Source organism: Streptomyces sp. NPDC059957, assembly GCF_042730015.1.
In the GTDB taxonomy this organism is placed as follows: Bacteria; Actinomycetota; Actinomycetes; order Streptomycetales; family Streptomycetaceae; genus Streptomyces.
Map to the genome: position 1 here is coordinate 40,865 of NZ_JBHWMB010000025.1, position 19,353 is coordinate 60,217.

A 19,353-nucleotide genomic window follows, 5' to 3' on the forward strand; every position below is an offset into this window, starting at 1 on the left:
TCAGGCCGTCAGGACGATGCGGCCGCGCGTGCCCGGGTCCGCGAGGTGGGCGTGGGCCTTGGGCGCCTCCGCCAGGGGGAAGGTGCGCGCCACCCTGAGCGTCAGCTCCCCCGCGTCGACCAGCGACACCAGGCGGGCCAGGTGCGCGCCGTCCGCCGCCACTTCCTGCTCCACCACGCGGACGCCGCGCTCCGCAGCCGGGGCCGCGTGGGGGATCAGGCCGACGTAGGAGCCGCCGTCGCGGACGAAGGCCAGGGCCGGTCCGCCGAGGACCGCCGTGTCCACGACACCGTCCACGGCCGCGGCCGGAGCCCCGCCGCGCGGGACGAAGTGGGCCGCGCCCAGGGACCGTACGAGCGCCTCGTCATCGGCGCCCGCCAGGGCCGTCACCACGTAGCCGGCCCGCGCCGCCAGCTGGACCGCGAGCCCGCCGACCGCTCCCGCCGCGCCGGTGACCAGGACCGCGGACCCGGCCGGGAGTTCCAGCAGGTCCACCGCGCGGGCCGCGGTCAGGCCGCTCAGCGGCAGCGCCGCCGCCGTCACCTGGTCGACCGAGGCCGGGGCCGGAGCGAGCGCCGACGCGTCGAGCACCGCGTACTCCGCGTGCGTACCGAGCGGCTTGACCGGCCCGTAGTGCAGGCCGACCACCCGGTCGGACACCGCCCAGCCGTCCACGTCCGCGCCGAGCGCGTCGATCTCGCCCGCCACGTCCCAGCCGAAGCCGAGCCGCTGGCCCTCGCCGCCGAAGACCCCGGCCCGTACCGCGCCGTCGACCGGGTTCAGACCGGCCGCCCGGACCCGTACGCGGACCTGCCCGGCGCCCGGCTGCGGGACCGGCACCCGTACGACCTCGATGCGCTCGGGGCCGCCGAAGCCTTCGGCGACGGCCGCAACCATCGTCGTCGGGCCGGTGTTGCTGCTGGTGGTGGTGCTGGTCATCGCCATCGCCTCTTCCGCAGGTTCGCTCACTCGTTCGTTCTTTCCGGTGTTCCCGGTGAGAACTAACCTAGGGAGAGTTACTCTCGAATCGTAAGTACGCACCTGCGAGTGCGTACCCGACCCGGAAGTGGGGCACCCATGGCCACCCGTACCGCCGAGGCCCGCCGCGAAGAGGCCCGCGAGGCCTACGACGCCTTCCTCAAGGAGTGCCCCACCAGCCAGCTCCTGGCCCGCATCAGCGACAAGTGGGTCGGCCTCATCGTCAGCGCGCTCGCCCAGGCCGAGGACCGGACCATGCGCTACAGCGAGCTCGGCCGCAGGATCCCCGGCGTCAGCCAGAAGATGCTGACCCAGACCCTGCGCTCCCTGGAGCGCGACGGCCTCGTCGCCCGCACCGTCACGCCCACCGTCCCCGTCCGCGTCGACTACCGGCTCACCGACCTCGGCGGCAACCTCGGCTGCCTGCTCAGCTCCGTGAAGGAGTGGGCCGAGAACCACTTCGACGAGGTCAACGCCCACCGCGAGCTCCACGACGCCGCCACCGCGGCGGCGATGGACGCCTAGTGCTGTGACCGGGAAGGTTTGCCGGGCCCCGAGCCCCCGGCAGTACGGACCCGCGTGCGCGACCACATGCGCAGACGCCTAAATGCGCAGCCGAGCCCCGCCCCGCGATGGCATGCTGGCCCCGTGAACGGACCCGGCATTCAGCTCACCCTCGCCCCCGAACTGCACGTGTTCGCCGCGCCGGCGCGCCGCGGCGTCCGCGTGCCGACCACCACCGACGGGGTCTCCAGCCTCGGCCACGTCGTCGAATCGGCCGGCGTCCCCCTCACCGAAGTCGGCCGGATCCTCGTCGACGGCGCCGAGACGCCCCTCGCCCACGTGCCGCGGGCCGGCGAATCCGTCGAGGTCTTCGGAGTGGACCGCCCCCAGCACCTCCCCGGCGTCCCCGGGGACACCCCGCTGCGCTTCCTCCTCGACGTCCACCTCGGCACCCTCGCCCGCCGCCTGAGGCTGCTGGGCGTCGACGCGGCGTACGAGAACGAGGACATCGGCGACCCGGCCCTGGCCACCCGCTCCGCCGCCGAGCAGCGCGTCCTGCTCTCCCGCGACCGCGGACTGCTGCGCCGCCGCGAGCTGTTCGCCGGCGCGTACGTCTACAGCGACAACCCCGACGAGCAGGTCCGCGACATCCTGGGCCGGTTCGCCCCGGCCCTCGCGCCGTGGACCCGCTGCACCGCGTGCAACGGCACCCTGCGCGAGGCCGACAAGGACAGCGTCGGCGACAAGCTGGAGAGCGGCACGCAGCGCTCGTACGACGTCTTCGCCCAGTGCGCCGACTGCGAGCGCGTCTACTGGCGCGGCGCCCACCACGCCCGGCTGGAGCGGATCGTCGACGAGGCCGTGGCCGAGTTCGGCGGCGTCGGCACCCCGTAGGGCCTGTCGGATCAGCCCGGGGTCTTGCGCGGCCCGCCCGGTCAGCGCGGCCGGCCGGACCAGCCCGGCCGGCCCGGTCAGAACGCGTACGTGTCCCCCGTGTCCAGGGCCAGCACCACGTGCTCGTTGTTGGCGTGGTTCCGGTCGGTCGCGCCGCCGTTCCACCACGTGTCGACCCGCACCACCACCTCCGCGGCCGGCTCCTTCAGCCACAGCGCCAGCCCGATGTGCCGCCCCCGCCCGTGCAGCGGCAGCTCCCCGGTCTCGCACACCACCTCGCGCAGCCCGGCCCGCGCACAGCCCTCCGCCAGCTCCTGCCGGTCCGCGAGATCGACCGACAGGCGCAGCCGTACGGTCGCGTTCACCAGGGCGGACGGACCCTCGTTCTCCGGGACCAGCAGGATCCGCAGCCGGCCCGCGGTCAGGGCGACCCGCCCGTGATAGGCCACATCGGCCTCGGCCTCGGGCCCCACTCCGGCCCCGGCCCAGGCCCCGGCCCCGGCGCGGGCGTTCCCCACACCGCTCCCCAGCCCCCCGAGCAGCACCAGCAGCCCGGCCATCACCACACTCCGTACGGCACCTCGGCGCACCGCGACCACCTCCACGCGCGGACGCTAGCCCTCCCACCCCTCCGATGGTCGGACCATCACACGAACGAGGGCGAGCCCTCCTCCCCCGCTCGCGCATTCGCTCCGCATAGGGTTCCGGCCATGCTCATCGCCCGTTCCGCCGCCCTCTTCGCCCTCGCCGCACTCCTGGAGATCGGCGGCGCCTGGCTCGTCTGGCAAGGCGTCCGCGAGCACAAGGGCTGGGCCTGGATCGGCGCCGGAGTCATCGCGCTCGGCCTCTACGGGTTCGCGGCCACCCTCCAGCCCACGGGTGACTTCGCCCGCGTCCTCGCCGCCTACGGCGGGGTCTTCGTCGCCGGATCCCTCCTCTGGGGCGTCGTCGCCGACGGCTACCGGCCCGACCGGTGGGACATCGCGGGCGCCCTGATCTGCCTCGCCGGCACGGCGGTGATCATGTACGCCCCGCGCGGCCGGTGACGTGCGCGGCGACCGGCCTATGCTGGCCGGTACCCACCCGTACGAACACACGAACGCACGAGGAGCCCGCATGAGCACGGCCACCCGAACCGCCGTAGTCACCGGCGCGAGCAGCGGCATCGGCGCGGCCACCGCCCGGCAGCTCGCCGCGGCCGGCTACCACGTCGTCCTCACCGCCCGCCGCAAGGACCGCATCGAGGCCCTCGCCGCCGAGATCACGGCGTCCGGCCACTCCGCGACCGCCCACGCCCTCGACGTCACCGACCGCGCCGCCGTGGACGCCCTCGCCGCCTCCCTCGACCGCTGCGACGTGCTCGTCAACAACGCCGGCGGCGCCATCGGAGCCGACCCCGTCGCCACCGGCGACCCCGCCGACTGGCGCACGATGTACGAGGTCAACGTCATCGGCACGCTCCACGTCACCCAGGCCCTGCTCCCTGCCCTGACCGCCTCCGGCGACGGCACGGTGGTCGTCCTCTCCTCCACCGCCGGCCACGCCACGTACGAGGGCGGCGCCGGCTACGTGGCCGCCAAGAACGGCGCCCGCGTCCTCGCCGAGACCCTCCGCCTGGAGATCGTCGGGCAGCCCGTCCGCGTCATCGAGATCGCCCCCGGCCTGGTCAAGACCGAGGAGTTCGCGAAGACCCGCTTCCGCGGCGACGCGGAGCGGGCGGAGAAGGTCTACGCCGGCGTGGCCGAGCCCCTCTCCGCCGACGACGTGGCCGACACCATCACCTGGGCCGTGACCCGCCCCAGCCACGTCAACATCGACCTCCTGGTGGTCCGCCCCCGCGCCCAGGCCTCGAACACGAAGCTCCACCGCGAGCTGTAAGCCCCCTACCGGCCGGGCTACTTCACCAGCCCGGCACTCTTCAGGTGCGGCATCAGGGCCGCCGGCTTCAGCCCGGCGGCCTTCGCCGCGTCCAGGGCCCGCTTCAGGTCCGCAGCGAGCGTCGGCGTGAAGTGCAGCAGCACGATGTCACCGGCGTTCAGCTGCGGCGTGGCCGGCGTCTCGCTCCACGTCGTGAAGTCGTGCGTCCACGTGATCAGCGCCTTGACCCCGCACGCCTTCGCGGCCAGCCGCACGTCGTCGTTGACGGCCCCGTACGGCGGCCGCAGCAGCTTCGGCTCCCGCCCGAACGCCGCGGCGACCTGCTCCCCGGCCCCGCACACCTCGGCGTCCTTGCCGGCGGCGTCCAGCGTCGTCAGATCAGCATGATTGACGGTGTGGTTCTCCACGTTCACCGACCGCCCCTGCGCGAGCAGCCCGGTGAAGTACTGGGCGTCGTACGAGAACGCCCCCGGCAGCAGGAACAGCGAGGCGGGCACGCGCTGATCGACGAGCGTCTGGGCAACGGCCGGATCGTGCGCCCACCCGTCGTCGATGGTGATGAACACGACCTTCTCGCTGGTCGGCACGTGCGACACGACGGGCGGCAACCCGACGGCCCGCGAAGCCGCGGCAGCGGCCGGAGCGGCAACCGGGGCGACATCCTCGGCCCCAACGGCCCCGGCCGCCTGAGCGGCACCAACGGTGAGCGACAACGACGCGAGCGCGGCAAGAACCGCACGGGATCTCCACATGCGGCACACCTTGGTCTAGACCAACTCTCGGCGTCAAGACCCCGGACCGTGACTCGCTCCCGGCGAATCCGCCTGCGCCTTAACGGAGTTGACGACTCCGACCTTCCCGCGGGGCCGGATGTGCCCGTACGGGTGAAGTCGAGCGAAATGTCGACGTGCCGGACTACGCTCCGGAAGCGTGAGCCGCGAAAAGGAGGAAGCTATGGCCGTGATAGAGCACGAGACCACGATCGCGGAGGCCGCCGATCGACTCTCCAGGGAGCTTCCCGGACACCGAGTGGAGATCCTCCAGGGAAGGCTCACCGTGACACCACCCGCGGACGGGTCACACGCACTGTCGCTGAGCTGGCTCATCGAGAAGTTCTACGACGCCGGCGCCAGAAAGGCGGGGCTGCGGTACGTCCAGGGCATCGGCCTCTGGTTGCCGACCGGCCCTGACGATTACGCCATCCCGGACTTCTCCCTCGTCGAGGCGGACTTCCGGGACCACAAGGTCGAGAAGAACTGCTACGCACCCGACGTCTTCCGACTGGTGATCGAGGTTACTTCGTCGAACTGGGCGGACGACATCGGCACCAAGGTGGAGGGTTACGCCCGGGCCGACGTCCCCGTCTACGTCATCGCCGACCGCCACCACGACGAGGCCGTCCTCTGCACGGACCCGCGCAACGGCAAGTACCGCCTGCGCAAGAGCTACAAACGGGGCACCTCCATCCCTCTTCCCGAATCCATCGGGGTACCCCTGGAACTCTCCGTAGACCTCCTCCTCGACGGAGACGAGCCCTGAGACCTCACGTGGAGGGGCCCGGACCGACCTCGGTCCGGGCCCCTCCGCTCCCCCGCTCACCTGCGGGCGTCAGCCCTTCACGCAGATGACCTGCTTCAGCTTCGCCACGACCTCGACGAGGTCGGTCTGCTGGTCGATGACCTGCTCGATCGACTTGTACGCGCCCGGGATCTCGTCCACTACGCCGGAGTCCTTGCGGCACTCCACGCCCTTGGTCTGCTCGGCCAGATCCTTCGCCGAGAACCGCTTCTTCGCGGCCGTCCGGCTCATCTTCCGGCCCGCGCCGTGCGAGGCCGAGTTGAAGGACTTCTCGTTGCCGAGGCCCTTCACGATGTACGAGCCCGTGCCCATGGAGCCGGGGATGATCCCGTAGTCACCGCTGCCGGCACGGATCGCGCCCTTCCGGGTGACCAGCAGGTCCATACCGTCGTACCGCTCCTCCGCCACGTAGTTGTGGTGGCAGCTGATCTCCTGTTCGAAGGAGACCTTGGCCTTGCGGAACTCCTTGCGGATCACTTCCTTGGACAGGCTCATCATCACGGCGCGGTTGTACTTGGCGTACTCCTGCGCCCAGAAGAGGTCCTCCCGGTACGCCCGCATCTCGGGCGTGGCCGCGAGGAACACGGCGAGGTCCCGGTCAACCAGTCCCTGGTTGTGCGAAAGTCCGCGGGCCACCCCGATATGGAAGTCGGCCAGCTCGTTTCCGATGTTCCGGGAGCCCGAGTGCAGCATGATCCACACCGAATCGGACATATCAACGCAAAGCTCCCAAAAGTGGTTGCCTCCGCCCATAGTCCCCAATTGCCGCATGGCGCGATCGTGGCGGAACTTCACCGCATCGGCGAGGTAGTCGAACCGCTCCCACAGATCCCCGAACCCCCGCTCCGAGAACCCGTACAGCCGCCCCGGATCCACCGCCTCCCGGTGCATCCCCGCCCCCACGGGGATCGCCTTCTCGATCTGCGAGCGCAGTCCCGACAGGTCCCCCGGGAGGTCGTTCGCGGTCAGCGAGGTCTTGACCGCCGACATGCCGCAGCCGATGTCCACGCCCACCGCCGCCGGGCAGACCGCGTCCTTCATGGCGATGACCGAGCCGACCGTGGCGCCCTTGCCGTAGTGGACGTCCGGCATGACGGCGAGGCCCTTGATCCAGGGAAGGCCGGCGGTGTTCTGGAGCTGGCGCATCGCGCTGTCCTCGACCGACGCCGGGTCGGTCCACATCCTGATGGGGACCTGCGCCCCGGGAACTTCTACGTACGACATTTCACCCTCAACACCCCGTCAACACCACAAAAGTCTGAAAACGCAAAAGCCTCGCTCATGTCCTCAAATACGACATGAGACCGGCGCCGGCACCAGCGTGTGCGATAGACATTGTGTCCAGCCGCGCCCCAACCGCGGCAACGCATTTTCCCGAAGGGAGCCGGTGGAACGTGCAGCGCAAGACGGTACGAGTACGTGGAGTCCTGCCAGCCATCGCGATGCTCACCGCCCTCACGGCCGGCCTCACCGCCTGCACCGACGGCGGCGGTGGAGTCGGAACCACCAGCGACGCGAAGGGCGGCGCGAACTCCGGTGCGCTCGCCCAGCCCGGCAAGTACCGCAGCCTGCCCATGCCCTGCAAGGCCGCCGACTCCAAGAAGGTCAAGGCGATGCTCCCCGCCGCCGAGGGCCTCGCCCCCGAGGCCCTCGAAGCGCTCTACGCCGGGGTCGCGGACGCCTCGTACGACGCCGACCGGCGCGTCGGCTGCCGCTGGTCCGCGCAGACGCAGACCGAGACACGGCTGCTGTCGGTGGACTTCGAGCGCGTGGTCTCGTACGACCGGGCCACCACGAGCGACGACGACAAGGCGCACCAGGTCTACGGCCGCCAGCTCACCGCCGCCAACCTGCCCACCCCGGGACCGTCGGCGAGCCCGACCCCGTCCGGGTCCGGGTCCGGGGCCCCGACGCCCGGTGCCCCCGGAGCCCCCGGTGCGACGCCGAGCCCCGCACCGACGGCCAGCACGAGCCCTGTCACGAGTACCGGTCCCAGCGCGAGTACCAGCCCCTCCGCCCCGCCCGAGCTCGGTTCCCGGGTCCTCGACGGGCTCGGTGACGAGGCCTTCCTCGACGACGACCTCGCCGCCGCCGGGGCCACCGCCGCGCAGGCGCGCACGGTCCGCATTGTGTTCCGTACCTCGAATGTCATCGTCACCGTCGAGTACAGCGTGCAGCCGGCGCTCCCCGGCACGGTCCCGCCGAGCGGTGAAACCCAGGACAGGGCAAGGCAGTTGGCGCAGGCTCTCGTGGATCGGTTCAACGACTAGCCGGCCGCGCCCCAGGGGGGCGTACGGGTCCGTGGTGACGGCGCGCACAGCAGCCGGGCGCCGGGTCGGGCTACCGTTGCTCGGGTCCCGCGCCCGCAAGAGGGACCGAACGAGCCCGCACGAAGACCCACAACGTCTGAAGGAATCATGCACCGATCAGCCTCGCGCCTCACCCGCGTCCTCGCCTGCGCAGCCGTCCCGGTGATCCTCACGGTCGCCGGCTGCTCGTCCGACTCGGGCGAGAAGTCGGGCTCCGGCAGCGGCAAGAAGTCCGACGCGTCCTCGTCCGCCCAGGCGAGCGCCAAGCCCTCCAAGGAGGCGCTGGAGAAGGCCGTGTACGCCACGCTGCCGGAGCCGTGCAAGGTGGTCGCCGCGAAGACGATCGAGACGATCGTCCCGAAGGCGAAGGACGCGGGCGGCACCGCCGCCAAGTCCAACGACCTCACCAGCCGTGCCACCTGCACCTGGAACGGTCTGGACGAGGCCGGTCTGAAGGGCTCGCAGTACCGCTGGCTCTCGGTCTCGCTGGTCCGCTACGACTCCCTCGCCTCGGTCGGCACCGGCAGCAAGCGCGCCGAGGACGAGTACGCGAAGCAGGTCGAGAAGGCGAAGGCCGTCGAGGGCGCGGAGAACGTGAAGCCGCAGGAGGCGGGTGGCATCGGCGACCAGGCCACCTCGGTCACCTTCACCACCAAGAAGGACGGCGACTTCTTCAACACCTCCGTCATCGCCCGCACGCACAACGTCGTCATCACCCTCGACTACAACGGCACGGCCTACGAGGGAGCGGCCGCTCCGGACCAGGCCAAGCTGCTCGAGAGCGCCATCGCGGCGGCGAAGGAGACCGTGGCCTCGGTCGCGGCCGCCAACGAGGCGAAGCAGCCGGAGCAGTCGGCCCAGCCGGAGCAGTCGCCCTCGCCCTCGAACTCCTAGATCGCACCCCGACGTCGGCGGACCCGGTGCCCGGAAGCCCCGGGTCCGGACCGCCGACGCCCCTGTGCCCGTACGCGCGTACGCTGTGCCCTGCCGTAGCTCGACAAGGGGAGGGGATCGCGGGTGGCCGCGATGCAGCTGACTCGTACGCACCGGATACTCATCGCCATCGTCGTGGCTGGTGCCGTCGTCATTGCGGGGATCGGATTCGCGGGTTCGTACTCCGCGGTGCGCGCCCTCGCCTTGCAGAAGGGCTTCGGTACCTTCTCGCTGGTCTTCCCGATCGGCATCGACATGGGCATCTGTGTCCTGCTGGCGCTGGACCTGCTCCTGACGTGGATCCGGATCCCGTTCCCGCTGCTGCGCCAGACGGCGTGGCTGCTGACGGCGGCGACGATCGCCTTCAACGGCGCGGCCGCCTGGCCCGACCCCCTCGGGGTCGGGATGCACGCCGTGATCCCGATCCTGTTCGTGGTCACCGTGGAGGCGGCCCGGCACGCGGTGGGCCGGATCGCGGACATCACCGCGGACCGGCACATGGAGGGCGTCCGCCTCACCCGCTGGCTCCTGTCCCCGGTCCCGACCTTCAAGCTGTGGCGCCGGATGAAGCTGTGGGAGCTGCGTTCCTACGAGCAGGCCGTCGGCATGGAGCAGGACCGCCTGATCTACCAGGCCCGCCTGCAGGCCCGCTACGGCCGTGCCTGGCGGCGCAAGGCCCCCGTCGGGGCCCTGATGCCGCTGCGCCTGGCCCGCATAGGCGTACCCCTCTCCCAGACCGCCCCCGAAGGCCTGGCGGCGGCGGGCATCGACCCCCTCCTCATCCCCCCGGCTCCGAGTCCGGCTCCGGTCCCGGTCCCGGACCAGGCGGCTCCGGCCCTTCCGGCGGGCGCCGAGGGCGCGCAGCAGGCGGCGGCCGCGCCGGGGACGGCCATCGCCGTCGCCGGACCCGGCCACGGAACCGGCCCCGGAACCGGCCCCGCCCCTGCTCCCGTTCCCGTTCCCGGCGGTGCCGCGCAGCCCCAGCAGCTCGCCGGGCCGGGTCCCCAGTACGTCCAGGGGCCGGGCGGGGTACAGGTTCCGCAGGGCCACCCCGACGCGGCGCCCTTCGTGGTGGACCCGACCGCGATGCCGGCCGCGCACAACAGTGCGTGGTTCGCGGCGCCCCGCGCGCCGCAGGCGGCGTACGAGGGTGGTTACAACCCGCAGTACGTCGAGGGTCTGGAGCCGACTCCGGTGATGCCCCCGACGGGCCCGGACCAGGACCAGGGGCAGCAGGCGCCCGAGCAGCAGGAGCTGCCGATACCGGGTCCCCGCCAGGAGGAGCCCGTCCCGGAGGCCCAGGCCCAGGCGGGAGCCGAAGCCGAAGCCGAAGCGAACATCGACGACGTGAAGTTCAGGGAAGCCGCGTACGAGGTCGTCCGTGCCTACATCGACGAGTTCTCCGGCTTCCCGACCCCGGAGCAGGTGGACATACACCTCTCGGACCGCTACGGGATCGTGCACCCGCGCAGCGCGTCGATGATCCGCCGACTGATGCCGGAGCTGAAGCAGCGCTACCAGCGCGACCTGGAGAGCGAGCACATCGCGTAGCCCCGTACTCGCAGCACTCGTAGCCCTCGTACGGGAAACGGAAGGGCCCGCACCCCCGAGGGGGTGCGGGCCCTTCTCACGTCGTGCCGACGCGGAACCTCAGGCGGCGAGCAGCTTGCGCACCCGCTCCGCCCCGACCGCGAGCAGCAGCGTGGGCAGGCGCGGTCCGGTCTCGCGGGTCACGAGGAGCCGGTAGAGCAGCGCGAAGAAGGTGCGCTGGGCGACCTTGAGCTCCGGGGTCGGCTTGGCATCCGGTTCCAGGCCGGCCATCACCTTCGGCACGCCGTAGACGAGCGTGGTGAGCCCGTCGAGGGACCAGTGCGAGTCGAGGCCGTCGACGAGGCGGCGCAGGGACTCGCGTCCCTCGTCGTCCAGGGTGGACAGGAGCTCTGCGTCGGGCTCCTCGCGCACCAGCGTCCGCTGGTCGGCCGGGACCTGGGTGGTGATCCAGTTCTCGGCGCGGTCCAGGCGGGGGCGTACCTCGTCGAGGGAGGTCAGCGGCCGGTCCGGCTCCAGGTCGCTGAGGATGCGCAGGGTCTGCTCGTCGTGTCCGCCGGTGATGTCCACGACGGAGGCGAGCGTCCGGTAGGCCATGGGGCGCGGGGTGCGCGGCAGCTCGTGGGAGGCGACGCGTACGGCGCGGGCGTGGGCGGCGGCGTCGGCGGGCAGCACGGTGCCGTCGGCGACCTTGGCCTCCAGCTTGTCCCACTCGTCGTAGAGCCGCTGGATCTCCTGGTCGAAGGCGATCTTGAAGGACTGGTTGGGCTTGCGGCGGGCGTAGAGCCAGCGCAGCAGCTGCGGTTCCATGATCTTCAGCGCGTCGGCCGGGGTGGGGACCCCGCCCTTGCTGGAGGACATCTTGGCCATGCCGCTGATGCCGACGAAGGCGTACATCGGCCCGATCGGCTGTTCGCCGCCGAAGATGCCGACGATCTGGCCGCCGACCTGGAAGGAGGAGCCGGGCGAGGAGTGGTCGACGCCGGAGGGCTCGAAGATCACGCCTTCGTAGGCCCAGCGCATGGGCCAGTCGACCTTCCAGACCAGCTTGCCGCGGTTGAACTCGCTGAGCTTGACGGTCTCGGTGAACTCGTCCTCGGTGCAGACGTAGGTGAGCTCGGTGGTCTCGTCGTCGTAGGACGTCACCTTGGTGAAGTCCTTGCCGCACTCGGCGCAGTACGGCTTGTACGGGAAGTACTCGGTGCCCTCCGCGCTGCCGTCGTCCTCGGCGGCCGCGCCCGAGCCCTCGGCGGCTTCCAGCTCGGCCTCGTCGACCTGCTTCTGCTGGGGCTTCTTGCCGCCGGGCTTGGCCTTGGTCCGGTACTGGTCGAGGATCGCGTCGATGTCGCCGCGGTGCTTCATCGCGAACAGCACCTGCTCGCGGTAGGTGCCGGCGGTGTACTGCTCGGTCTGGCTGATCGGGTCGTACTCGACGCCGAGCTCGGCCAGCGCCTCGACCATGGCGGCCTTGAAGTGCTCGGCCCAGTTCGGGTACGCGGATCCGGCGGGGGCGGGCACGGCGGTCAGCGGGCGGCCGATGTGCTGGGCCCAGGACTCGTCGATGCCGGGGACGCCGGCCGGGACCTTGCGGTACCGGTCGTAGTCGTCCCAGGAGATCAGGTGGCGGACCTCGTGGCCGCGGCGGCGGATCTCGTCCGCGACCAGGTGCGGGGTCATGACCTCGCGGAGGTTGCCGAGGTGGATCGGGCCGGAGGGGGAGAGGCCGGATGCGACGACGATGGTTTTGCCCGGGGCTCGGCGCTCCGCCTCGGCGATGACCTCGTCCGCGAAACGGGAGACCCAGTCGGTCTCGGTGCTGCTCGGGGCGCTCTGAGCCACGACACGTCCTTCGTTCTCGAATGCTGGCTTCTCGCCATTCTCCCAGACGGAAGGGAGCGCTCCGAGGTTTACCGGCGTCACCGCATCGCCCGTATATCCCGGGATGTGGACAGCCCTCGCGTGGGATACTCGGTCCTTGTCGGAAACCCCAATCGAAACCCCCAGTGCACGCTCACGCACGACCTCACAGGAACGGCAGCTCATGGCCTCGGTCCCTTCCCTCGCTTCTTCCGTCAACCAGCGCGTCGCCGACGCACTCGCCTCCGCCCTGCCGGACGCCGGTGCGAGCGACCCGCTGCTGCGACGAAGCGACCGGGCCGACTTCCAGGCCAACGGCATCCTGGCGCTCGCGAAGAAGGCCAAGGCCAATCCGCGCGAGCTGGCGACGACCGTGGTCGAGGGCATCGACACCGCCGGCCTGATCCGGGAGATCGAGGTCTCGGGTCCCGGTTTCCTCAACATCACGATCACCGACAGGGCGATCGTGGAGACCCTGGCGGCCCGTGCCGCGGACGACCGTCTCGGTGTGCCGCTCGCGGCGAAGCCGGGTACGACGGTGATCGACTACGCGCAGCCGAACGTGGCCAAGGAGATGCACGTCGGCCACCTGCGGTCGGCGGTCATCGGCGCGGCCATGGTGGAGATCCTGGAGTTCACCGGTGAGAAGGTGGTTCGCCGCCATCACATCGGCGACTGGGGCACCCAGTTCGGCATGCTCATCCAGTATCTGCTGGAGCACCCGCACGAGCTGGACCACAAGGCGCAGGACGGCGGCGAGGTCTCCGGTGAGGAGGCCATGTCCAACCTGAACCGTCTCTACAAGGCCTCGCGCACGCTCTTCGACTCCGACGAGGAGTTCAAGACGCGGGCCCGGGCCCGGGTGGTGGACCTCCAGGCGGGCGAGCCGGAGACCCTTGCCCTGTGGCAGCGGTTCGTGGACGAGTCGAAGATCTACTTCTACTCCGTCTTCAACAAGCTGGACATGGACATCCAGGACCCGGACGTGATCGGCGAGTCCGGCTACAACGACATGCTGGTGGAGACCTGCAAGCTGCTGGAGGAGTCGGGCGTTGCCGTCCGTTCCAACGGGGCGCTCTGCGTGTTCTTCGAGGACGTGAAGGGTCCGGACGGCAACCCGACCCCGCTGATCGTCCAGAAGTCCGACGGCGGTTTCGGCTACGCCGCGACCGACCTCTCGGCGATCCGCGACCGGGTGGGCACGCTGGGCGCGACCGAGCTGATCTACGTGGTCGACGCGCGGCAGTCCCTGCACTTCAAGATGGTCTTCGAGACGGCCCGCCGGGCGGGCTGGCTGAATGACGAGGTCAAGGCCGTGCAGCTGGCCTTCGGGACCGTGCTGGGCAAGGACGGCAAGCCGTTCAAGACCCGTGAGGGCGAGACGGTCCGGCTGGTGGACCTCCTCGACGAGGCCGTCGACCGGGCCACGGCAGTCGTCCGGGAGAAGGCGGAGAAGATCGGCCTGACCGAGGCGGAGATCCTCGAGAACGGCCGGTACGTGGGCATCGGCGCCGTGAAGTACGCGGACCTGTCCACCTCGGCCGCGCGCGACTACAAGTTCGACCTGGACCAGATGGTCTCGCTGACCGGTGACACGTCCGTGTACCTCCAGTACGCGTACGCCCGCATCAAGTCGATCCTGCGCAAGGCGGGCGAGGCGGGCGACCGCAAGCCGGTGGCGCACCCGGAGCTGGAGCTGGCGCCGGCCGAGCGCGCGCTGGGTCTGCACCTGGACCACTTCGGCGAGCTCATCGCCGAGGCGGCCGCGGAGCACGCTCCGCACAAGGTGGCGGCGTACCTCTACCAGCTGTCCTCGCTGTTCGCGACGTTCTACGAGCAGTGCCCGGTCGTGAAGCCCGAGCCCGAGCTGGTCGTCGGCGAGAACCGCCTGTTCCTGTGCGAGCTGACCGCCCGCACCCTCAGCAAGGGCATGTCCCTGCTGGGCATCCGCACCCCCGAGAAGCTCTGACCCCCGGGTCCACGGCACCATGACGGCCCTCGTCTCCCACCGGGAGACGGGGGCCGTCGCATTTCCCCAGCAAGCCGTAACACGCAGTGCTACGCTCGCTCCATGGCCCCCAAGGAGCGGTTCAGCATCAGCATGGACGCGGCGCTGCGCACAAGAGTGAAGGAGCACGCCGACGTCATGGGGATCGACGTCTCCTCGTACGTCACCGCGGCCGTTCTGCGGCAGATCGACGAGGACGTCCTCGTCGCTCGCCGCTTCGCCGACATCGACGCGGACATCGCGGCGACCGAGGCGATGGCTCCACCGCAGGGCCAGGACGAGGAGTTCGACGAGGCCGACATGGCCGCCGTACGGGCGGGCATCGCCCAGGCCCTCGCGCCCGAGGCGCGGGACTCCGCCGCGTGAGCAATCCCGTCTTCGTGTACGACACCGGCATGCTGGTCGCGCTGGACCGTGCCGAACAGCACGCCAGGCGACTGCACCAGTACCTGGCCGAACAGGGCCATCCTCCCGTCGTGCCGCTGCCCGTGCTGGCGCAGGCCTGGCGCCCGGGCCAGTGGACTCCCCTGACCCGCGCCGTCCCCCAGTGCACGGTGTTCGGCGTACGTTCCTCCGCGCCGCTGTCGTGCGGTGTGTGCCTGGCCGGTCACGTGGAGGACGACGCCAAGCGGGCCGGCCGGATCCTCGCCTCAGCCGCGATCCCGGCCGAAAAGCGGCCCGACGCCGTGGATGCACTCGCCGTCGTGATCGCCGCCAGGCATCCGCATGCCGTCATCGTCACCTCCGACCCCCGAGACATGTCGGCCTACCGGGATGCCCTGCCGGGCGCCTCAGAGGCCGTCCGGGTGCTCGATGTGACCGACCTCGCCGCGTTCATCGCGGGCAAGCGCGTCCTGCGCTGAAGTCATCCTGGCCACGTCCTCCAGCAAGGTCCGCACGTAGGCCTGCAGCGACTCGCCGTTGCGGGCGGCCTAGGCGAGCACTTCCTCGGGCACTCCACGAACACTCATGTCGGCCATGCGGCAAGCCCGGCACCCGGGCGACGTTCCGGCGGCGGATACCGCGTCGCCCGCGCCCGCTTCACCCGTACGGTCCGATTCCGGCCATGGCTGCCGGGTAGGGGACGGGCCGTCCATCCCCTACCCACCCCCCACGGAGGGCCCCGTGCCCGACATGAACGGTCCCTACAAGCCCGGCACCCCCTGCTGGGTCGACCTGATGGTTCCCGACCAGCAGGCCGCCCTCGACTTCTACGCCGACCTCTTCGGCTGGCAGGGCGAGATCGGCCCGCCCGAGACCGGCGGGTACTCGGTCTGCACCCTCAAGGGCAAGCCCGTCGCCGGGATCATGAAGGCGATGAACCCGGACGGGACCATCCCCGACCCGATGCCCCCGACCGTGTGGACCACGTACCTGGCCACGGACTCCCTCGACTCCACCCTGAAGTCCGTCACCGACGCGGGCGGCACGGTCATGATGGGCGCGATGGAGGTCATGGACCTGGGGCGGATGGCCGTCATCGTCGACCCGACCGGCGCCGTCGTCGGCCTGTGGCAGGCGGGCACCTTCGACGGAGCGGGCATCGTCAACGAGCACGGCGCCCTCATCTGGAACGAGCTGAGCACCGGTGACGTCGCCGCCGCGTCGGCGTTCTACAGCTCCGTCCTGCCGGTCACCACGGCCCTGTCCGAGATGCCGGGGGCCGCCGGGTACACGGAGTTCCAGGTCGGCGGCCGCACGGTGGGCGGAATGATGGACCTCGGCAACCTCCCGCCGGGCACCCCGCCGAACTGGATCCCGTACTTCAGCGCCGACGACGTCGACGAGATCCAGGCCGCCGCCACCCGCGCCGGCGGCTCCGTCATGGCCCCGGCCTTCGACATGGCGGCCGGCCGCATGGCCGTCCTGGCCGACCCGCAGGGCGCCGTCTTCGCGGTGATCAAGGCCCGGCCGGAAATCCTCGACTGACGGACACGCACCCGAGTACGCCGGGCACGTGACGGGGCCCGCAGGGAACGTTTCCCCTGCGGGCCCCGCCCTTTGATTGTCCGTACCGGGCTTTGCTTCCGGACAACCCGCGCTCCCCGTGCAATGAGGTCATCACTCGGTTCGGGGAGGCAGTGCGTGTACGAGATCGACGGCGATACGGGCGTGGTCCTGGTCATCGGCTGCGGAATGCAGAAGTACCGGGAGTACCTGCTCTCCGGTGCCGCGGCCACCCGGCCGGTCTGGCTGTTCTCGGACAGCGAGCCGACCTGGCAGCGCGAGTACGTGACCGGCTCGACCGTGGTCGACCTCACCTCCCGCGAGGCCGTCCTGGCCGCCGCCCGCGAGCTGGCCGCCGACCGGACCGTCGAAGGCGTCCTCAGCTGGGACGAGACCCTGATCGTCACCACCGCCCACGTGGCGCGGGAGCTCGGACTGCCGGGCGCCGGCGTCGAGGGGATCGAAGGCTGCCGCGACAAGTTCCGCAGCCGCCGCGTCCTGACCGAGGCGGGCGTGGACCAGCCCCGCTACTCCTACGTGGACACCGCCGAGGAAGCGCTCGCGGCGGCCGGGTCCATTGGCTACCCGGTGGTGCTCAAGCCGCGCGGCATGGGCGCCAGCATCGGTGTCGTCCTCGCCGCGGACGCCGCGGAGGTCATCGCGGCCTTCCGCACCGCGGACGAGGCCAGCCTGATCGGCGCCACCTCCTACCGCGGCGGCGCGCTCGTCGAGGAGTACCTGGACGGGCCGGAGATCAGCATCGACGCGGCGGTCGTCGACGGCGAGTACCTGCCGATGTTCGTGGCCCGCAAGCAGGTCGGGCACTTCCCGTACTTCGAGGAGACCGGCCACCACGTCGCGGCCGACGACCCGCTGCGCACGGACGCCGCCCTGATGGGCATGCTGGCCGCCGCGCACCGCGCGATCGGCTTCGGCTCCGGCATCACCCACACCGAGGTGAAGCTCACCCGCCGGGGACCGGTGATCGTCGAGATCAACGGCCGCCTCGGCGGTGACCTGATCCCCCGCCTGGGGCAGCTGGCCACCGGCATCGACCCGGCCAGGACCGCGGTCCTGGTGGCCGTCGGACAGCGTCCGGAGCCGCGGGACACCGAGCACCGCACCGTCGGCATCCGCTTCGGCTACCCGCCCGAGGACTGCGAGGTGCTCGAGGTGAGCGCCCCGGCGCCGGACCCGGCCGGGGGCCTGCTCGCCGCCGACACGCTGGTCGGCCCGGGCACCGAGCTGCGGCTGCCGCCCGGCGGCTACATCGCCCGCCACTCGTACGTGATCTGCGAAGGCGCGTCCCCCGAGGAGTGCGACGACCGGCTCGGCCGGGCCGCCGGCCGGGTGGAGCTGCTGTGGCGCGCACTGGGCGTGCCCGCGGCCGTGCCCGTACCGGCCTGAGCACAGGGGCTCCGCACCGGCCTGAGCACACGGGCTCCGTACCGCCCATCTCCAGCACAGAATCGTCTACTTGGAGTCATTCCCATGGCACACCGCAATGTCGAACTGCTCGCCATCGGCGCCGGCCCGGCGAACCTCGCGCTGGCGGTCGCGATCGAGGAGGCCGCCCCGGAGCTCGCGGGCGGCGCGCTGGTCATCGAGCGCGAGGAGAACGTCGTATGGCAGCGCGGAATGCTGCTGCCCGACGCGCTCAGCCAGGTGTCCTTCCTCAAGGACCTGGTGACCATGCGCAACCCGCAGAGCCGGTTCACCTTCGTCAACTTCCTGCACGCCACGGGCCGCCTCGACGCCTTCGTCAACCTCGGCAGCTGGGTCCCGTACCGCAGCGAGATCTCCGACTACCTCCAGTGGGTCGCCGACTCGCTGTCGACGGTCCGCATCGAGTACGGCCGCGAGTGCACCGGTGTCGAGGGCGTGACCGGCCCCGACGGCGAGGTGACCGGCTGGCTCGTGACGCTGGCCAACGGGGACACCATCGGCGCGCGCTACCTCGTCGTCGGCGCCGGGCGCGACGCCCAGGTGCCCGAGGTGTTCGCGGACCTGCCCGCCGGGCGGGTCATCCACAGCACCCAGTACACGCAGCGGATCGCCGAGGTCCACAAGGACCTGCCGCACCGGGTGGCCGTCATCGGCGGCGCGCAGAGCGCGGCCGAACTGTTCGGCGCCGTCCAGCGGGACCTGCCCGAGTGCAAGCCGACCATGATCATGCGCTCGATCGGCCTGAACGGCTACGAGAGCAGCAAGTTCACCAACGAGCTCTTCTACTCGTCCTTCGTCGACGAGTTCTACGAGTCCAAGCCGGAGGCCCGCCGCCAGCTGCTGGACGAGATGTACCGCTCCAACTACGGCGGTCTCGCCCCCGCCACCCTGGACTCCCTCTACCGGGCGTTCTACCAGGACAGCCTCAGCGGCCGCGACCGGCTCTCGATGCACACCATGACCGATGTGACGGCGGCCCGCCTCGAGGGCGACGAGATGGTCCTGACCCTCACCGACCGCAAGTCGGGGGAGAGCCGGGAGCTGCACACGGACCTGCTGCTGCTCGGTACCGGTTTCGCCCGCGCCATGCCGCGCATGGTCACCGAGCTCGGCGACTCGCTGGGGCTCGAGGAGATCGCGGTCACCCGCAACTACCGGCTGGAGCTGGGGCGTTCGGCCACCGGCGCCTGCTACCTCCAGGGCGTGAACGAGGCCACGCACGGCATCGCCGACTCCCTGCTCAGCGTGCTGGCCGCCCGGGCCGGCGAGATCACCGCGGACATCCTGGCGCACCGCGCCGGTCAGGCGGCCCCGGCCGTGGTGTCGGTGCCGGATGCGGCCGCGGTCCTCGAGTTCAGCGCCACCGCCCTCGTCTGAGCGTCGCCCCCGTCTGAGCGTCGCCCCCGTCTGAACCGTCGCACGCGTCCGAGCCACCGCCCGCGTCCGAGCCGTCGTCCGCGCCGACCCCACTCC

At 71.2% G+C, this 19,353-nt stretch carries 19 protein-coding genes; 14 read left to right on the plus strand and 5 right to left on the minus strand.

Annotation, left to right across the window (positions count from 1 at the left end):
• On the minus strand, nucleotides 1-897 hold the full coding sequence (locus ACFWBW_RS18665; RefSeq protein WP_385373824.1) for an NADP-dependent oxidoreductase: 897 nt from the start codon (nucleotides 895-897) through the stop codon (nucleotides 1-3).
• A 180-nt stretch (nucleotides 898-1,077) separates the two neighbouring features.
• Between ACFWBW_RS18665 and ACFWBW_RS18670 the strand changes: the two genes are divergently transcribed.
• Both ACFWBW_RS18670 and ACFWBW_RS18675 read left to right on the plus strand, forming a co-directional pair.
• Complete coding sequence (locus tag ACFWBW_RS18670; protein WP_385373712.1) at nucleotides 1,078-1,503, plus strand: winged helix-turn-helix transcriptional regulator; 426 nt, start codon at nucleotides 1,078-1,080, stop codon at nucleotides 1,501-1,503.
• 123 nt (nucleotides 1,504-1,626) lie between these two features.
• Nucleotides 1,627-2,376, plus strand: coding sequence for a Mut7-C RNAse domain-containing protein (locus tag ACFWBW_RS18675; RefSeq protein WP_385373714.1), 750 nt, complete (start codon nucleotides 1,627-1,629; stop codon nucleotides 2,374-2,376).
• Nucleotides 2,377-2,453: 77 nt separating this feature from the next.
• Here the strand turns inward: ACFWBW_RS18675 and ACFWBW_RS18680 are convergent, their stop codons facing one another.
• Entirely contained in the window at nucleotides 2,454-2,981 is a 528-nt protein-coding gene (locus ACFWBW_RS18680) for a hypothetical protein (RefSeq protein WP_385373716.1), read from the minus strand.
• A gap of 105 nt (nucleotides 2,982-3,086) precedes the next feature.
• On the opposite strand from ACFWBW_RS18680, the gene ACFWBW_RS18685 reads away from it, so the two are divergent.
• Together ACFWBW_RS18685 and ACFWBW_RS18690 are read left to right on the plus strand one after the other, a co-directional pair.
• Nucleotides 3,087-3,422: a YnfA family protein gene (locus ACFWBW_RS18685; protein ID WP_385373718.1), complete on the plus strand. Its 336-nt coding sequence runs from the start codon at nucleotides 3,087-3,089 to the stop codon at nucleotides 3,420-3,422.
• 70 nt (nucleotides 3,423-3,492) lie between these two features.
• Nucleotides 3,493-4,254 (plus strand): SDR family NAD(P)-dependent oxidoreductase, encoded by a 762-nt coding sequence (locus ACFWBW_RS18690; RefSeq protein ID WP_385373720.1) that lies wholly within the window; start codon nucleotides 3,493-3,495, stop codon nucleotides 4,252-4,254.
• Between the two features lie 17 nt (nucleotides 4,255-4,271).
• On the opposite strand, the gene ACFWBW_RS18695 is transcribed toward ACFWBW_RS18690, so the two are convergent.
• Nucleotides 4,272-4,841, minus strand: coding sequence for a polysaccharide deacetylase family protein (locus ACFWBW_RS18695; protein ID WP_385373722.1), 570 nt, complete (start codon nucleotides 4,839-4,841; stop codon nucleotides 4,272-4,274).
• 367 nt (nucleotides 4,842-5,208) lie between these two features.
• Here ACFWBW_RS18695 and ACFWBW_RS18700 point away from each other — a divergent pair, with 367 nt between their 5' ends.
• Nucleotides 5,209-5,793: a Uma2 family endonuclease gene (locus ACFWBW_RS18700; RefSeq protein WP_385373724.1), complete on the plus strand. Its 585-nt coding sequence runs from the start codon at nucleotides 5,209-5,211 to the stop codon at nucleotides 5,791-5,793.
• A 69-nt stretch (nucleotides 5,794-5,862) separates the two neighbouring features.
• On the opposite strand, the gene ACFWBW_RS18705 is transcribed toward ACFWBW_RS18700, so the two are convergent.
• Nucleotides 5,863-7,056, minus strand: a complete 1,194-nt coding sequence (locus ACFWBW_RS18705) for an RtcB family protein (protein ID WP_385373726.1) — start codon at nucleotides 7,054-7,056, stop codon at nucleotides 5,863-5,865.
• A gap of 170 nt (nucleotides 7,057-7,226) precedes the next feature.
• Here ACFWBW_RS18705 and ACFWBW_RS18710 point away from each other — a divergent pair, with 170 nt between their 5' ends.
• The 3 genes from ACFWBW_RS18710 (at nucleotide 7,227) to ACFWBW_RS18720 (ending at nucleotide 10,625) form a co-directional block, all read left to right on the plus strand.
• Nucleotides 7,227-8,102 carry a DUF3558 domain-containing protein gene (locus ACFWBW_RS18710; RefSeq protein ID WP_385373728.1) on the plus strand — a complete coding sequence of 292 codons (876 nt, stop codon included), beginning with the start codon at nucleotides 7,227-7,229 and terminating at the stop codon, nucleotides 8,100-8,102.
• Between the two features lie 147 nt (nucleotides 8,103-8,249).
• Nucleotides 8,250-9,035: a DUF3558 domain-containing protein gene (locus ACFWBW_RS18715; RefSeq protein ID WP_385373730.1), complete on the plus strand. Its 786-nt coding sequence runs from the start codon at nucleotides 8,250-8,252 to the stop codon at nucleotides 9,033-9,035.
• Nucleotides 9,036-9,158: 123 nt separating this feature from the next.
• A complete protein-coding gene (locus tag ACFWBW_RS18720) occupies nucleotides 9,159-10,625 on the plus strand; it encodes a DUF2637 domain-containing protein (RefSeq protein WP_385373732.1) in 1,467 nt (488 codons plus the stop codon).
• Nucleotides 10,626-10,724: 99 nt separating this feature from the next.
• On the opposite strand, the gene lysS is transcribed toward ACFWBW_RS18720, so the two are convergent.
• Entirely contained in the window at nucleotides 10,725-12,461 is a 1,737-nt protein-coding gene (lysS, locus tag ACFWBW_RS18725) for a lysine--tRNA ligase (protein ID WP_385373734.1), read from the minus strand.
• Nucleotides 12,462-12,663: 202 nt separating this feature from the next.
• Here lysS and argS point away from each other — a divergent pair, with 202 nt between their 5' ends.
• The 6 genes from argS to ACFWBW_RS18755 all read left to right on the plus strand — a co-directional run bounded on the left by argS (nucleotide 12,664) and on the right by ACFWBW_RS18755 (nucleotide 19,257).
• The gene (gene argS, locus ACFWBW_RS18730) at nucleotides 12,664-14,448 is read left to right on the plus strand and encodes an arginine--tRNA ligase (protein WP_385373736.1); all 1,785 of its coding nucleotides are present in this window, start codon (nucleotides 12,664-12,666) and stop codon (nucleotides 14,446-14,448) included.
• Nucleotides 14,449-14,550: 102 nt separating this feature from the next.
• Nucleotides 14,551-14,853, plus strand: coding sequence for a hypothetical protein (locus ACFWBW_RS18735; RefSeq protein WP_385373738.1), 303 nt, complete (start codon nucleotides 14,551-14,553; stop codon nucleotides 14,851-14,853).
• A complete protein-coding gene (locus ACFWBW_RS18740) occupies nucleotides 14,850-15,350 on the plus strand; it encodes a hypothetical protein (protein WP_385373740.1) in 501 nt (166 codons plus the stop codon). Before ACFWBW_RS18735 ends, ACFWBW_RS18740 begins: the two co-directional genes overlap by 4 nt.
• Nucleotides 15,351-15,621: 271 nt before the next feature.
• A complete protein-coding gene (locus tag ACFWBW_RS18745; protein WP_385373826.1) occupies nucleotides 15,622-16,416 on the plus strand; it encodes a VOC family protein in 795 nt (264 codons plus the stop codon).
• A gap of 156 nt (nucleotides 16,417-16,572) precedes the next feature.
• The gene (locus ACFWBW_RS18750; protein WP_385373742.1) at nucleotides 16,573-17,841 is read left to right on the plus strand and encodes an ATP-grasp domain-containing protein; all 1,269 of its coding nucleotides are present in this window, start codon (nucleotides 16,573-16,575) and stop codon (nucleotides 17,839-17,841) included.
• An 84-nt stretch (nucleotides 17,842-17,925) separates the two neighbouring features.
• The gene (locus ACFWBW_RS18755; RefSeq protein ID WP_385373744.1) at nucleotides 17,926-19,257 is read left to right on the plus strand and encodes a lysine N(6)-hydroxylase/L-ornithine N(5)-oxygenase family protein; all 1,332 of its coding nucleotides are present in this window, start codon (nucleotides 17,926-17,928) and stop codon (nucleotides 19,255-19,257) included.
• Nucleotides 19,258-19,353 lie beyond the last annotated feature (96 nt).